The sequence below is a fragment of the Leptospira sp. WS58.C1 genome (assembly GCF_040833995.1).
GTDB classification, from domain to species: domain Bacteria; phylum Spirochaetota; class Leptospiria; order Leptospirales; family Leptospiraceae; genus Leptospira_B; species Leptospira_B cinconiae.
In genome coordinates, this window is record NZ_CP162137.1 from 155,337 (window position 1) to 169,696 (window position 14,360).

Consider the following 14,360-nt stretch of genomic DNA (forward strand, 5'->3'; position numbering starts at 1 on the left):
CGTATGAAATATATTTCCAGTCATATTAACAACTTGAAACTCTGTTTTTTTCATAAATATCGCAATTTCGTTTTTCTCTTCCTGTTTCCGATAATTCCCCTTGATTCGCTGGATACGGGAAAGATCAAATATAACGGCACCGCTTACGATCTGGAAACCGGCAATTTATTGTACAAGGATTTTCACGAGGAAACCTGGGAGAATGGCAGACATATCAGTTCCATAATCACATATAAGGATCCCGAAGGAAAAACGTTCGCGAAAAAAAGGATCAGTTTTTCAAAAAGCAGAACACTTCCCGAATTCCAATTAGAAGATTACAGAGACGGATATCTGGAAGGAGGGGCATTACGGAATGAAAACACCGTAAAATTATTCTTCCGCAGAAAATTTGAGGATTCCATCCAAGAAAAAACAATAGGTAGCGGAGGACTATCCGCCTTGGACGGAGGTTTTGATTATTTCGTAATCGATCATTGGGACGAACTTATGTCCGGCAAAAAAATAAAATTCAACTTTTTGGTTCCTGTAGAAAGGGATAAGTTCGAATTCCTTGCTGAAAAAACCAAGGAAGGGGAATACAATGGTAAGCCTGCTTTATATCTAAGGTTGAAAATAGCGAGTTCAATTCTCTCCGTATTCGTAAAACCGATCGATTTGGTTTACGATATCCAGTCGAAAAGAATTATGGAATTTCGCGGAACTAGTAATATCAACGACGAGAATGGAAAAAGTTATAAGGTAAAAATCGTTTATGGATTCAGATAAAATCCTAAAATCCCAGCCTCCAGAACGCCAATCCCTTTAATTTTACATTTTTTGCATATTCTTCCCAGAGTTTTAGATCCAGGATCAGACTACCTTCTCCTATTTCAGTACGAATCAGATAAATTCCTTCTTTTTCTTTTCCGTGCTGGATAACGAAGTTTTTATCTGAGGTTTGAGTTAAGAGCTTAGGTTTTTTTATATCCTTCTTCCAATAATAACCGTACAGAGGGAGACCAAGCCAGATCTGTTCCGGTTTATATGTTTTAAGTAGAAGGTCCATATTTCGTTTTGCCCAACCGAATTCTGTCACCGGCCCTGGAGAAGTTTTGGGAGAATGCAGATCATAAGCCATAAGTACAATCTCGTCTGCGAGATTTTCCCGATAAATTCCAGAATGAAAACCGGAAAGTTCTGGATTGAATTCTTCTTTAGGAAAGACCGCTAACGTAAGAAGTTTTCCTTTCTTTTTTAGGGCCGGTTGGAGTTCCAGCAACAGCTCTTTATAATGAATAGAATATTCGGGACCTAAACCTTCAAAATCCAAATGGATCCCCGAATAGAAGGAATGATCTTCCAGAAAGAGTCCTAAATTTCGAGCGAGAGTTTTTCGGAGTTGGGGAGAGCTAAGGACCTTCTTCCCCGTATCAACTGAGCGAAAAGTGATGAGTGGAAACCATCTGGTCCCATTCTCCTTTGCGATTGTTTGGAGTGCAGAAGGAACCGAGGTCCCGGAAATTTCTCCATTCGCTCCGATAAAAGTCCCCGTAAAACATATACTGGTTCCGGGCTTGGAGATATTCTCCCAATAAGCCGAGGGTTTAGAGTTTAGATCCCGGCCTAGAGTATACTTCCATATTCTCTCTTGGGCCGATAAGGGACATAGGGAAATACATATTACGCAGAGAATAATGGCTCCAAGTCTGGAAAAGGTCTTCATTTATCCGTCCTGTAATATTAAGGAAACCGATCCTTGATTTTTCTTCAATCCTGAAGGTTTGATCTCCGATTTTAATTACACAGCCAGGGTCGAAGACAAGTAGGATGCGAATGATGGCAATCACGAATACGGGAATGGGTGAGTTGATCCGGGACGGATTAGATCGTCTCGGTATTTTATCCTCCTCCAAAAAGGCGGAGATTACCCTCCATTCTACCAGCTTGTTCGAGCTATATAAGGCAAAGTTGCCTGACGGTTCTCAGCTAGCCATCAAGATCATTCCTAAAAAAGAAATGGCGGAAACGGAAGCGGAAGGTCTGGAACAACTTTGTAAACTGGGTGTCCGAGTTCCGGAATATCTGGGTACAGTTCATTTAGGAAAAGTTTCTCTTCTCGCTATGGAATTTATACAAACAGGTTCTTCCGCAGGGTTCAGAGAAGATTTGATCGCTAGTTTAAAAAATTTATACAAAAATGAATTCGGTTCTTGGGGTTGGAAAAGGGATAATTATATAGGTTCTCTCAATCAAGCCAATGGATGGTTCTCAACCTTTCGAGAATTCTATTGGGAAAGAAGACTAAAACCTCAGATAGAGCTTGCACAGATGAGAAAACTTTTAACGGAAAAAGATTCTTCAGCCATCCGAGGAATCTTCGGTAAGTTTTCGGAAGAATGGGGGTTAGATCATATAAAGCCTAGAATGATTCATGGAGATCTTTGGTCTGGAAACGTTTTACAAGGTAAAAACGGTTTTGCATATTTAATAGATCCATCCGTGGCTTATTCTCATCCGGAACAAGACCTTGCCATGTTGCAATTGTTCGGAAGTCCTTTAAATCTGGAAGAGATGCAGGATATTCTAGCTACGGCAGGTTTGGATGATCCGGCTAATTTAAAGGACAGAATCCAATTCTGGCAATTGTATCCTGTCCTTGTTCATATCAATTTATTCGGTGCGTCTTACCTGACTAGCCTTCGGCACATTCTTCGCTATTATGGCGTGAAATAGTTTTCTTGATAGAATCCAAGTTTTCTGTTCTTTAGTAAGAAACCGACTTAGGACCGGGGAATGTCTTTGCCCAAAATAGCGAAAAAGAAAAAGCCAGCTTCCTCTAGGCAAAAAGAGAAAAACTCTAAGTTAAATCTGAGAAAATCACCTTCTCAAAAAAGAGCTATAGAGAGGGTTCAGTATATCCTGGATATAGTGGCGGATCTTTTGGACGAAGTCGGAACGGAAGGACTTACTACAAACCTGATCGCTCAAAGAGCAGAGATACCTATCGGTTCTTTATACCAATATTTTCCGAATAAACACGCAATCTTAAAGGCTGTGGGACAAAGACATTTGGAAAGAGTGAATTCCATGATCCTGAATTTTCTGGATACACATCCGAGCAAAACGGATTGGGAAAATCTGGTGGATAAACTCATAGATGCATTCGCTCAACTTTATAAATCGGAGCCAGGGTTTATACCTATGTGGTCCAATAAAAATTTAGATCCCGAACTTGTGGCTATAGATAGGGAGAACAACCGAGCAATCGCTAATTTTATCGCGGAGTTATTTTTCGGGGTCATTCCTTGGATGAAGAAAAAAGAAGAAATGATGGTCATGTCCAGGATCATGGTAGAAGTATCCGATTCCGTTCTAAGTCGCTGGCTTCGAGAAAGGCAGGACAAGGCTCTCGCGGACGGGATCTTACAAGAACTCAAGACCATGCTTAAAGCTTATATGAATTATTATATCCAGAGAGGATCTAAATGAAGGCCTTTCTATTCGAATTTCCTCTGACTGCTTTTGTCGTAGTGCTGATCAGTATCTCCCAGATCTTTCTTACGGTATTTGTTCCTGAAGAAATTCTAAATTCATTTTTTATCAGTCGTCCCGGAGAATTTTATCCTTGGAAATGGATCGGAATGGTCTTTCTTCACGCGGATATCACTCACTTGTTTTGGAATATGATCTTTCTATTTTTTTTAGGAAGGATCGTAGAGTATAAAGTAGGCCAAGCCGAATGGCTTCTTTTCTTTTTTATGGGAGCGCTAGTTTCAGGTGGTTTAGATTCTTTCGTAAGAGGATTGCTCTTAGGAGAAAGCCAAGCTGCTATCGGAGCATCCGGTGCAGTGTCCGGTTTATCCGCCGTCGCTGCATTACTTTCTCCTTTTTCTATTCGGGTCAGAAAGAGAAGTTATCCTTTTCCCGTTTTCGCAGTGGCTTGGCTTATGGTATATTCCGATATTACCAATTTGTTCTCCAAGGACCAAGTGGCACACTGGGCACACTTAGGTGGATTTATTTCAGTGGTCTTTACCGCATATTTTTTGAATAATAAGATCAAACGAGAATTGCATACCGGATTTGCATTAAACTTGGTATTTGTAGTTCTACTTCTGATTTTGGGATTTTTTGTCGGAGCAAGATAATTGATCGAAGTTCGTTTCACCGCTTACGAATATAACTCGAACGATTCTTTCACCAATTCAGTATATGAAATGAAAGGTTCGGAAGAATCCGGCTGGCAAATATTAAGAAATTCTTCACGTTATTTGGAACTTGGAAAAGGTTATCGACTTCTCAAAACGGAACTTTGCGGGATCTGTTCCACGGATTTAGATCGAAGATTTTTACCTTTTCCGCTTCCTCAGATCATCGGTCACGAAGTAGTCGCATCCGATTATCTTACCGGAAAAAAATACGTATTAGAGATCAATGATACCGTAGTTTCTAGAGGAGAAGAAGGGGACTCATTTTGCAAAGTTGGAATTCCAACACATAGCCCGACCAGAATGGTATTGGGGATCGACCGTCTTCCTGGCGGATTCGGGCCCTATATTCTCGCACCCAAAGGAAATTTAGTAGAAACCAAACAACTAGAAGATATGGAGGCGGTTCTATTGGAACCGTTTGCCGCTTCTCTACATGGGGTAGAAGTTTCCCTCAATCGGGCCGGAGCCGGCATCAAAAAGATTGCCGTTCTTGGTGCAAGACGATTGGGTTCCTTGGTGATCGCGGCCTTGGATCTATATAGAAAGAGAAACAAACTGAACTACGAAATTGTTTCTTTCATTCGCCATCAAAACTTAGCGGATCTATCTTTGAGAATGGGAGCCGATCGAATATTATACTTTTCCAACCTGGGAGAAGGTGAAGTTAAAGAAGGTCTTTTATTTGATAGGGATCTAGGAACCCCGACAAAAGCTTCTTGGTCCGATTACAAACAAGCTTTCGATCTAACATTCGATACCACAGGTTCCGTTTCCGGATTGGAAACGAGTATGTATCTTACCCAAAAGGAAATTCATAGAAAGACAACGAATGGTCAGGCGTCTCTCGGGATTGCGCATCTCACTGAACTTGTCGTGGATGAGATCTCTATTACGGATCTAAGGTCCGATTTTTTGAATCTGGTTTGGGGAATTGAAACTTCTTCTCTTGCTTGGGTATTTATTTCTTCTCAGGTATCTCTAAACGAAGATGAAACAAGGTTATTAAATGATTTGGACAAGAAAGATCAAATCCGGATCTTTACAGGTTCGATCGAAGAAGGGATCAAATTTTTAGGATCGCAAGAATTCTCCGGGGCTCTACCTCGATTCGATTTTGCGATAGTAGACTCTTCTTCCGAACTGGATTTAGTAATCCGCCCGAATGTTAAGGAAGAAAAATCCTTAGTTCGACCAAGAGGTTTTATTCTGATCCCTAAGTCGGCGGAGCGTGGATCTAATTTATTTTTAGATTGGATTATGAGCGGCGGGATTTTGAGCACAAGTAGATGTGGGGACTTTGTTCGGACCAGGGAATATCTGGCATCCGAACCTGGATTTTTAAAATCCGTTTCCGAAAACTTGATCAACAAAGAATTCGATTCCAGATCTATTCCGGAAGCGTATACCGATGCGAGAAAACCAGAGAATATAAAAGTGATTGTCAGGCATAAAGCTTCCTGAGCGAGTATTTAGTGACTTGCTTCCTACGGGTTGCTGTGAAAGGGAATGAAGACTTTGAGTAAACACGGTTTTTTTCAAATCACACAAAAGGTTTTTTTGAGAAAAGGAAAGGAACTTCTCATTCTTAGGGACCGCAAATCCGGATTCGGAGACCTTCCCGGTGGAAGGATGAATGAGGACGAATTTTATGGAGACTGGCTGGAAAGTTTATCCAGAGAGTTAAAGGAAGAAATGGGAGAAGCTTGTGAGATCAAGATCCACCCGCGACCCATCCTCATCCATAAACATAGAGTCAGTGATGGAAATCATCCTTGTGTGATCGTTGCATATCACGGAGAATTTGTATCCGGTGAGATCAAACTTTCCGATGAGCATGATTATATTGCTTGGGTGGATGCTGCGACTTACAATCCTAAACCTTTATTTTTCGAATACATGTTAGATGCTCTGCAATTGTACCAAAAAGAATATGTTCCGATGATCCCGGATGGTAAATTAGATCCTAAAGGTTGGCCTGTATGAGCCCATTCGTTAGGAATGCACTCGCTTCCTTAGTTTTAGTTCCGATCTTCGCATTTATCGGATGGCTTCTATCGGGGGTTTCTTTAAGCGAAGAAGAATTCCAAAAAAGGATCTCTAAAAAGGAAACCAAATCAATTTCTTTAGGCTGGGATAGAAGGTCCGGAAATTTACTTATCGTTCAGTTGGAATTCAAACCTGAATATTTCACTAGAGAAGATAGATTCAGAGCTTGGTTGGAAGAGCCTCTTGCTCTGGCAAAAGAAAGAGGCTGGCTACAGAATTCCACGATCGTTGTTTTTCCACCAGAGATAGGAAATTACTTTTTCCTAATGGATTCCAGAAAGGAACTTTTGGATTCGGAGAATATCGAATCTGCTTGGAATTGGGCTCTGTTCTTCCAAAGGATCTCGTTTAAAAACTTCTCCCATATCCTGGACGGAGAAGCGGTATCATTTACAATCGCCCAAGATTCCAAAGAAAGATACGAAAGGATTTTCGGAAGTCTAGCAAAGATGTATGGAGTTTCTATCTTGGCCGGAACGATTTGTTTACCTTCTCCTGAAGTGAAAGAAGGAAAACTTACCATTAAACCGGGCGACTGGCAGGAAAGAGCATACATACTCGATTCTTCCGGAAAGTTTTTAGAAGGATCTTTGCTTAGAACTTCTGCTCTTAAAACGGAAGGCGTTCGGATGGCAGGTTCCGAAAAAGAAGTTCTTCCAGAAGTTTGGGTAGCAAATTTGTCCTCGGGTAGACTAGGGATCTTATTTACGGAAGACCTGAAATCTCCTCAGATGGAAGAGATTGTTAAAAAAACATACGTAAGTAAATTGATCGGACTCGGCTCCGAGGAAGACGAAGGCAAGTTCAGAGAATGGATCAAAAATTCTTCTTTTGAATCCAGCGGACAGGTACAGTTTTCCGGCAAAGTATGGAACCATGAATTTCCTGCAAAAAGTTTTGCTAAGACACGTTATGGTTCACCTGAGCCGATTGAAGGCCAAAAGGGAAACCTGATCATCAATATCTTTTTCTAAGATTATTTATCTCTGGCTTCTTCGTACAATTTGAGAATTCTCCAATCTTCTTCCGGAAAATCCAAATTGGTAAGGTACAATCCGCCTTTTTCGTTCTCGCACAGAATCTTGTTTTGATCCACAAGCCATATCCTTTCACAAAGTAAAGGTAAAACTTGGCTTTTGCGAGAAGGTCCCCAAAGGTGTACTTTGCCTGAATAATTGGAAACGAATTCGTTTTTACCCGGAAGTTTCCAAGGATTGATCTCTTTTCTGCTGATAGTGAATAACTTACTGCTAGAAGGTTTGCCTTTTCCGAATTGTAACCTTCTTAAATGAAGTCTACCGATGGAGCCGCCCAAATAATATGCAGAATCTCCGGTGCCATAGTAGATCAATGGACTGATAACTTCTTGGTCTATTCTTTCTACCGATTTTTTTTCGGGTTGGAAATAGTATAAATAGTATGACCCAGCGTTTCCGGAGAAGAGTAGGAAATCCTTTCCAATCGGATATAAATAGAATCTGGCCTTGAGTCCTGAAAAAGGTGGAACGATCTTTTCTTTAGAAACGATCAACTTAGGAGTTCTGGGTTCCACAGTTTTCTCTTCATATAGTTGGTTGTCTACGAAGTAGTAAATTTTAGAACCGTCGTCCGAAATCCCACCTCTGTTGCGACAAGATATCTGCGCACCAGACTCATACAGAAGATCATTATTTTTTAATGATATAGCAAACAAGCGGCAACCGTTTGTCATCGGATATTCGGCCAATGCAAAGTTTGCATTTAAGGAAACGGCAAGAGAAGCAGGGACTTCATCCAAACTTTTAGATCCGTTGGACCCGTCGCTTGTATCTCTCCAAACCAGTTTACTATCTTCCAAATATACTAATCTTTTTCGGTCGTGAGAGAGTTCGACTATTCTTGGAGTTTCCGGTTTTTCGGTAGAAAGAACTTCGTCGTCGGATTTGGGTTTTATCAGATAATCCTTTAACATGCCGGAAGCTTTTTCGTAATTCTGTTCTTCCAGTAGTTCTTGGATCTCTTCTATTAAACTTTCCTGTTTACTTTTGCAGTTCCAGGAAAAAAAAATCAGTAATAAGAAAGATAAGGCTCTGATCATTTTATAGAACTTAGATTTTGAGTTCAGGCAGTTTCCTCAGCCCAAGGCTCGTCCGATCGGACGCTGATGATATCTTTAGAAAATAATTTCTGAGCTCTTGAGGCAACGTTCTTAGTTTCCAAAAAGGAATATCCTCCGGAGAGCAAGGAACCGAAAATCGGGAGCCAAAATCCGTTTTTAGGTTTTGAAAACTTCTTCCCTTTGACGAGGTTTTTCGCGATCTGATAGGTCGCTTCTTGTAAGAGTTTCCAGGCAATTGGCCGGATCAAAACCCTAGCTCCGACATCTTTGAGAACGTTTCGAAAGAACGAGGTCTTGTCCTTGAATAAACAATAAGCCATAAGTTCCGGAGTCACCTGATGCTCTTTTCCATATAAAGCGGCGATGTCTTTTACCAATTTACCTTGGAGCCTTAAGACTAAAATAATTTCGGGGGCCAAGGTAACAAGTCCCAAACGGCCCTGAGGTAGGGCAAGAGCAGCACTCGCCGCTCCGGTTTGGAGAGAAGTTTTTTGGGTCAGTTCCTGTATGAGCTCTTCGGGAGAGCCTATGGTCTTTGCATAGGGGCTGCGATAAGAATGCAGACCGGACAAAAGATTCAGTATCTGATCGGAAACTGCGGAAAGAATCGAATTGTAGTTTTCCATGTAGAGGAGTAAGGTACCAAGGCAATGGGATACGGTTTCTATGTTAGATAGACTAGAAAAAATACAACAAAAATACCTCAAAATATCGGACGAACTTACTACCGCGTCCAACCCGGATGATTTGAAACGACTTTATAAGGAACGTTCCCGACTCACGCCCTTATTCGATAAAATTACCGAATACCAAAAAGTAATTCAGAATAAAAAAGACGCCGAAGAACTTTTAAAAACGGAAAAAGACGGGGATATGCGCTCCATGTACGAAGAAGAGCGCAAAGAAGCGGAAGAAAGGATAGAAAGTTTGGAGAAGGAGTTGGAAATCCTACTTCTTCCTCCGGATCCGAATTCCGGAAAAAACATATTACTCGAGATAAGAGCAGGGACCGGCGGAGAAGAAGCAGGATTGTTCGTATCCGACTTGTTTAGAATGTACACCAAGTTTGCGGATAAGCAAGGCATCCGTCATGAGATCATAGATTCTTCTCCCACTGGGATCGGTGGATTAAAAGAGATCATATTCGCTATGGAAAACGATAAAGCATACGATCTTTTTAAATTCGAAGCGGGAACTCATAGAGTACAAAGAATTCCAGCAACGGAATCCGGTGGAAGGATCCATACAAGTGCGGTGACAGTTGCAGTTCTGCCGGAAGCCGAAGAATCGGAGATCAATATCAACGAAAACGATCTAAGAATAGATGTATATCGTTCTTCCGGATCCGGCGGTCAGCACGTTAACACCACCGACTCTGCGGTTCGTATCACTCATATTCCGACCGGGATCGCAGTTGCTTGCCAGGATGAAAAATCCCAGCACAAGAACAAAGCAAAAGCGATGAGGATCTTAAGCGCTCGGATCTTAGAAAAGCAGGCGGAAGAAAAGAAGGCCGCAGCCGATGCTCTTAAAAAACAAATGGTTGGTTCAGGCGACAGATCCGAAAGAATACGAACATATAATTTTCCACAAGGAAGATGTACGGATCATAGGATCGGATTTACTAGTCATAATCTTTCTGCTATAATGGAAGGAGATCTGGACGACCTGATCAACGCTTTAACGGAAGAAGACAGAGTCAAACGTCTCGCAAATTCACAGGCAAATTAGAACCGTTTTAGACTTCTGCTCGTCCAACCGAATAAAGTTGATGTTTCTGCCTTAAATTTTGCGATGGTAATCAAAGTATGATACTAGAGATAGAAGAACCGCATCGAAGGATCTGCGGGGAAAGAATACCGTTTGAAAACATTCACGCGGTTTCCATGAGCCTTCCGGAAGTCGCCGATGTAATCGGATACGAAGAAAAAAGGACCGAAACTCTTTCTAGACTAAAAGCTGGATATCCTCGATTTGTAGCTCATGCTTATATAGAAAAAATTTTAGATTATAATCGTGAAACCAAAGGGGTGGATGGCCCTCAGTTTATCGTAAACTCTCGCAAAGCCGCCGATCATATCGTTTCCTTTTTTCAAATAGAAGGCGCAAAGGTCATAGAAGATGAAGGTGTCATTACTTTAACCATACCTTCCCATAAAGAAAACGAATCCAAAATATTATCATTCATCCAACATACAGGATGTTTATTATCTTCTCGTAAGGCGGAAGATTATTTATTCAAAAAAGGACTTATAGATTCCATATACATAGAAGAATCTAGAAAAGAAAAACCTTATGAAAGGGTAGAAGGATCACTATCCTCTTTGTATCCGGGCAAAAACCTACAAGTATATCTCGCAACTTCCGGAATGAATGCCGTTTATGCTGCATTTAGAGCATTGGACAAAGTCCGTGCCAAAGAAGGAAAAGATATCTGGCTCAGGCTCGGATGGCTGTACGTGGATAATATCAGAATATTAGAAAAATATTCTAGAGGCTCTCATATTTTCCACGATGTGGTCGATCTAAAGGAACTGGAAGAGTTCCTTATTAAAGAGGGCCATAGAGTTGCGGCAATCCTTACGGAATCTCCTACAAATCCTCTCATCCAAGTCCCCGATTATCCGGAACTTAAAAAACTTTTAGAAAAATACGGAATTCCATTGGTAGCGGATATTTCCGTAGCAGGTTCCGCAGTAGTGGATCTTTCTCCTTACGCGGATGTGATCGTGGAGAGTTTGACCAAGTTTGCATCCGGAAATGCGGACGTTATGATGGGCGCTTTATTTTTGAATCCTTCTTCTCCTTATTTCGAGATATTAAAAAAAGATTCTCCGGAGTTTTTGGAAACTCCTTACGTGAGAGATTGCGAACGTATGTCCTTCGAATTAGAAGGGTATATAGAAAGAGTGAGAGAGATCGGAAAAAATGCGGCGATACTTGCGAACTTCTTTTCAAATCATCCAAAGATCAAGGCGGTTCATTGGAGCGGTTCCGAAGAAAATCACGGAAACTTTTCCAAGATTGCAAGAGACAAGGATCTGCATTGCGGGGTGATTACGATCGAACCCGGAGTTCCTCTGGAACCGTTTTACAATTCTTTAAGATTGTTAAAAGGGCCGAGTTTCGGGACCGAATTCACCCTAAATATGTTATACATGTATTTGGCTCATTATGAATTAGTGTCCACGGAAGCGGGAAGAGGTTTCCTGCGAGAAGTAGGATTAGATCCGAGTCTTATCCGAATTTCCATCGGAAGAGAGAATCCGGAACTTCTAATCGCGGAATACAAAAAAGCTCTGGGAGATTAACTCGCCAGAGCCAAAAATTTGAACGGTTCTAAAGAAGGCGACCCTCGGGCAACTTAGGCGGCAGAACGAACACTTTGTAGTTTTCCGCTAGTCTCGGATTCGGACTGTAAAACATTCTTATACAAGATCCGGAATAATCCGAATTTAGAAATTCCTAATATATAGATCACTAAGCCGGAAACGATTGCCCCAAGGATCCAGCCCAGTTGATGCAGTATCACACTGGATATGATCGCAAATCCCAGGGCGCCTACGAACACAGTCGCTAAAAAAGCAATTGTAGAGGTTAAACCGGAAGGAGATTTTCTGACGGAAAATTCTCCCGAGCCTCCTAATTCCCAACCTTCTTTTTCGATCCTCAAAAGAGAAACGATCAGAACAGGAATTAGGATCACACCCATTGCATATAAAGTGATCGCAACATCCGAGGTTAACCAGTTGATCGCCGTTCCCCAGGTCCAGTTCGTTTGGAATTGTTCCACAGATTCGGAGAAAAATCTTTTATAACCTGTCCCATCCCATCCATGAACAAGAATGAAGAACATACCGAAATATCCGGCAGGAACTTGTAGATAAGCTAAGAAATTTTTTCCTGCTTCCAATAATTTCCAAACGACCCAAAAACCCAAAATACCTTGAGAAATATTCGTTAAACCGAATAAAGCTACCAACCAACCCGGCATGGTCTTGTCTCCGGCGTGCATTGTTTCCCAGCTAGTAAACTGCCAAACAAGGTACAAGCCGGACGGAGCGAATAATAAACCTAAATAAAGAAGGTTAAAGATGAAGTAGGTATTTTTCCAAAATGGGACCTTCTCCTCTTCTTTTGTAACGGAAGGAATAGAACCGACGGTGCTTTCTCCTTCCTGCAATTTTTTAATTTGGCGAGCTGCGGCCATTGCATAACCGGCTCCCAGGCCGTAGGCCCAAAAAACATCCACTTGAACCATTGGATTGAACTCTCCTCACCTTTATTGAGAATAAGAATGACATGTCATTCAGTTTTTGTCAATAGAGAAATGAAAAATTTCCAAGAAAAACGGGTTTTACTTTAGCATCCGAATGACGTATCTGTCATTTCGATTGGGTGGGAATTTTCATTAAACAGGGAAATTATGAAAAGAACCACAATAAGCTTAATGTTACTTCTACTCTTTCTACTTGATTGTAGATTCTTAGGGATCGGCTCCGAGTCTCTAGAGGATTTGAAAGCGAAGTATACAAACTCTGAATCCAAGTTCGCTCCGATAGGAGACCTGAACATCCATTATAGGGACGAAGGCCAAGGACCAGTAATCATACTCTTACACGGTGTATGTTCTTCTTTGCATACCTGGGATGTTTGGGCGGAGTTATTAAAGTCTCGCTATCGGGTCATTCGTATAGATCTGCCCGGCCATGGACTTACCGGTCCTCCGGAAGATCTAGAAAAATTGAATTTGGAGGAAGGTGTAGAAGTTCTGAACAAATTTTTGGAATATCTAAAAGTGGATTCCTTCTATTTGGTGGGAAATTCCATGGGCGGTTATATTTCTTGGAATTACGTATTAAAATATCCTAATAAAGTCCAAAAGTTGGTATTAATAGATGCGGCCGGGTATGCACAACCTATGCCTCCAATGATCGCCCTAGGAAGTAATCCTATCGTAAGTCCGTTTGCACGCTATATGCTGCCAAGTTTTATGGTGGAAAAAAGTGTGGATGAGGTTTATGGAGATCCTTCTAAGATCACACCTGAGATCAAAACAAGATATGTGGATCTTTCGAGAAGGGAAGGGAATCGACAGGCTTATAATTATTTTTTCAGGACGGCTAGGGAGAAGTTTACGGACCCTAAAATTTCGGAAGGGATCAAATCCGTAAAAACTCCAACTCTAGTTATGTGGGGAAAAGAAGATCATTGGCTAAAACTCGAATACGCCCAGAATTGGATTAAAGATATTCAAAATTCTAAGTTTATCACTTACGAGGGTGCGGGGCATATTCCTATGGAGGAAATTCCGGAAATAACCGCAAAAGATCTGGTGCAGTTCCTTACGTTATAAGGATAAAATCTAACGTTTGCCCATTCCTTCCAGCATAAGGGTGGGCATTTCTTCCAACCAACGTTTTGCAAATTTAGAATCCACTTTAGAAGATAAGTTAATACGTATTCCTTCGAACATCATTGCGTTTACTGCTTGGGATGCAATGCGAGTATCCAATTCTTTCCTTAAAAATCCTTTTTTTACACCATTCTTTAGGTACAACTCTGTGAGCCTGGCGCTTTTATCGATGCCCAACTGCACCTTTCTTTTTACGGTTTCATCCAAGGCCATTGCTTCGAAAAAAACGATCTTTGCTTGTCTTGGATCCTTGCTGAAAAGTTGAAATAGTTCCCAGCCTATATTCTTGATCTGATTCCTATATTCTTCGATCGTGTTTGATTTTTCGGGGCTTTCTTTGCGCACCACTTCCAATAATCCGAGAAGGATACGGTCCACTAACGCATGTAGGATATCTAATTTATTCTTAAAATAGCGATAACAGGTCCCATGGCCTATATTTAATTTTCCGGCTATATCCGCAATACCCGCCTCATGGTACCCTTTTTCTGAGAAGACATCCAATGCAGCTTCCAGGATCTGTTCTCTTCTTGCTTCTGCCCTGTTGGCAATCGGACTAGGCGGAGTTGTTCTCATGTTCTCCTTACTCCGATTTGGAGAACTTGTC

15 protein-coding genes are annotated in these 14,360 nt (G+C 41.3%); 10 read left to right on the plus strand and 5 right to left on the minus strand.

Annotation, left to right across the window (positions count from 1 at the left end; all coding sequences use genetic code 11):
• Positions 1-3: 3 nt before the first annotated feature.
• Complete coding sequence (locus AB3N61_RS00755) at positions 4-768, plus strand: hypothetical protein (RefSeq protein ID WP_020769581.1); 765 nt, start codon at positions 4-6, stop codon at positions 766-768.
• A gap of 4 nt (positions 769-772) precedes the next feature.
• Here AB3N61_RS00755 and AB3N61_RS00760 read toward each other — a convergent pair whose 3' ends face one another.
• Positions 773-1,705: a glycosyl hydrolase family 18 protein gene (locus tag AB3N61_RS00760; protein ID WP_367898242.1), complete on the minus strand. Its 933-nt coding sequence runs from the start codon at positions 1,703-1,705 to the stop codon at positions 773-775.
• A 113-nt stretch (positions 1,706-1,818) separates the two neighbouring features.
• On the opposite strand from AB3N61_RS00760, the gene AB3N61_RS00765 reads away from it, so the two are divergent.
• The 6 genes from AB3N61_RS00765 to AB3N61_RS00790 all read left to right on the plus strand — a co-directional run bounded on the left by AB3N61_RS00765 (position 1,819) and on the right by AB3N61_RS00790 (position 7,213).
• Entirely contained in the window at positions 1,819-2,715 is an 897-nt protein-coding gene (locus AB3N61_RS00765; RefSeq protein ID WP_367899118.1) for a fructosamine kinase family protein, read from the plus strand.
• Positions 2,716-2,781: 66 nt separating this feature from the next.
• Positions 2,782-3,471 carry a TetR/AcrR family transcriptional regulator gene (locus AB3N61_RS00770; RefSeq protein WP_036089609.1) on the plus strand — a complete coding sequence of 230 codons (690 nt, stop codon included), beginning with the start codon at positions 2,782-2,784 and terminating at the stop codon, positions 3,469-3,471.
• On the plus strand, positions 3,468-4,130 hold the full coding sequence (locus tag AB3N61_RS00775; RefSeq protein ID WP_020769846.1) for a rhomboid family intramembrane serine protease: 663 nt from the start codon (positions 3,468-3,470) through the stop codon (positions 4,128-4,130). Before AB3N61_RS00770 ends, AB3N61_RS00775 begins: the two co-directional genes overlap by 4 nt.
• A complete protein-coding gene (locus AB3N61_RS00780; RefSeq protein ID WP_367898243.1) occupies positions 4,131-5,654 on the plus strand; it encodes an alcohol dehydrogenase catalytic domain-containing protein in 1,524 nt (507 codons plus the stop codon).
• A gap of 54 nt (positions 5,655-5,708) precedes the next feature.
• Positions 5,709-6,176, plus strand: a complete 468-nt coding sequence (locus tag AB3N61_RS00785; RefSeq protein ID WP_367899119.1) for an NUDIX domain-containing protein — start codon at positions 5,709-5,711, stop codon at positions 6,174-6,176.
• Entirely contained in the window at positions 6,173-7,213 is a 1,041-nt protein-coding gene (locus AB3N61_RS00790; protein WP_257587913.1) for a hypothetical protein, read from the plus strand. The genes AB3N61_RS00785 and AB3N61_RS00790 overlap by 4 nt, the downstream gene beginning before the upstream one ends.
• 2 nt (positions 7,214-7,215) lie before the next feature.
• On the opposite strand, the gene AB3N61_RS00795 is transcribed toward AB3N61_RS00790, so the two are convergent.
• Entirely contained in the window at positions 7,216-8,316 is a 1,101-nt protein-coding gene (locus AB3N61_RS00795; RefSeq protein ID WP_367898244.1) for a hypothetical protein, read from the minus strand.
• Between the two features lie 23 nt (positions 8,317-8,339).
• A complete protein-coding gene (locus tag AB3N61_RS00800) occupies positions 8,340-8,963 on the minus strand; it encodes a hypothetical protein (protein ID WP_367898245.1) in 624 nt (207 codons plus the stop codon).
• Positions 8,964-9,003: 40 nt separating this feature from the next.
• Between AB3N61_RS00800 and prfA the strand changes: the two genes are divergently transcribed.
• Entirely contained in the window at positions 9,004-10,068 is a 1,065-nt protein-coding gene (prfA, locus tag AB3N61_RS00805; protein WP_020769727.1) for a peptide chain release factor 1, read from the plus strand.
• A gap of 77 nt (positions 10,069-10,145) precedes the next feature.
• Positions 10,146-11,648 carry a PLP-dependent transferase gene (locus tag AB3N61_RS00810; protein WP_367898246.1) on the plus strand — a complete coding sequence of 501 codons (1,503 nt, stop codon included), beginning with the start codon at positions 10,146-10,148 and terminating at the stop codon, positions 11,646-11,648.
• Between the two features lie 53 nt (positions 11,649-11,701).
• Here AB3N61_RS00810 and AB3N61_RS00815 read toward each other — a convergent pair whose 3' ends face one another.
• Positions 11,702-12,598: a hypothetical protein gene (locus AB3N61_RS00815; RefSeq protein WP_367898247.1), complete on the minus strand. Its 897-nt coding sequence runs from the start codon at positions 12,596-12,598 to the stop codon at positions 11,702-11,704.
• 165 nt (positions 12,599-12,763) lie between these two features.
• Between AB3N61_RS00815 and AB3N61_RS00820 the strand changes: the two genes are divergently transcribed.
• Positions 12,764-13,693, plus strand: coding sequence for an alpha/beta fold hydrolase (locus AB3N61_RS00820; RefSeq protein ID WP_232420992.1), 930 nt, complete (start codon positions 12,764-12,766; stop codon positions 13,691-13,693).
• A gap of 9 nt (positions 13,694-13,702) precedes the next feature.
• Here the strand turns inward: AB3N61_RS00820 and AB3N61_RS00825 are convergent, their stop codons facing one another.
• The gene (locus AB3N61_RS00825) at positions 13,703-14,329 is read right to left on the minus strand and encodes a TetR/AcrR family transcriptional regulator (RefSeq protein WP_020769653.1); all 627 of its coding nucleotides are present in this window, start codon (positions 14,327-14,329) and stop codon (positions 13,703-13,705) included.
• Positions 14,330-14,360 lie beyond the last annotated feature (31 nt).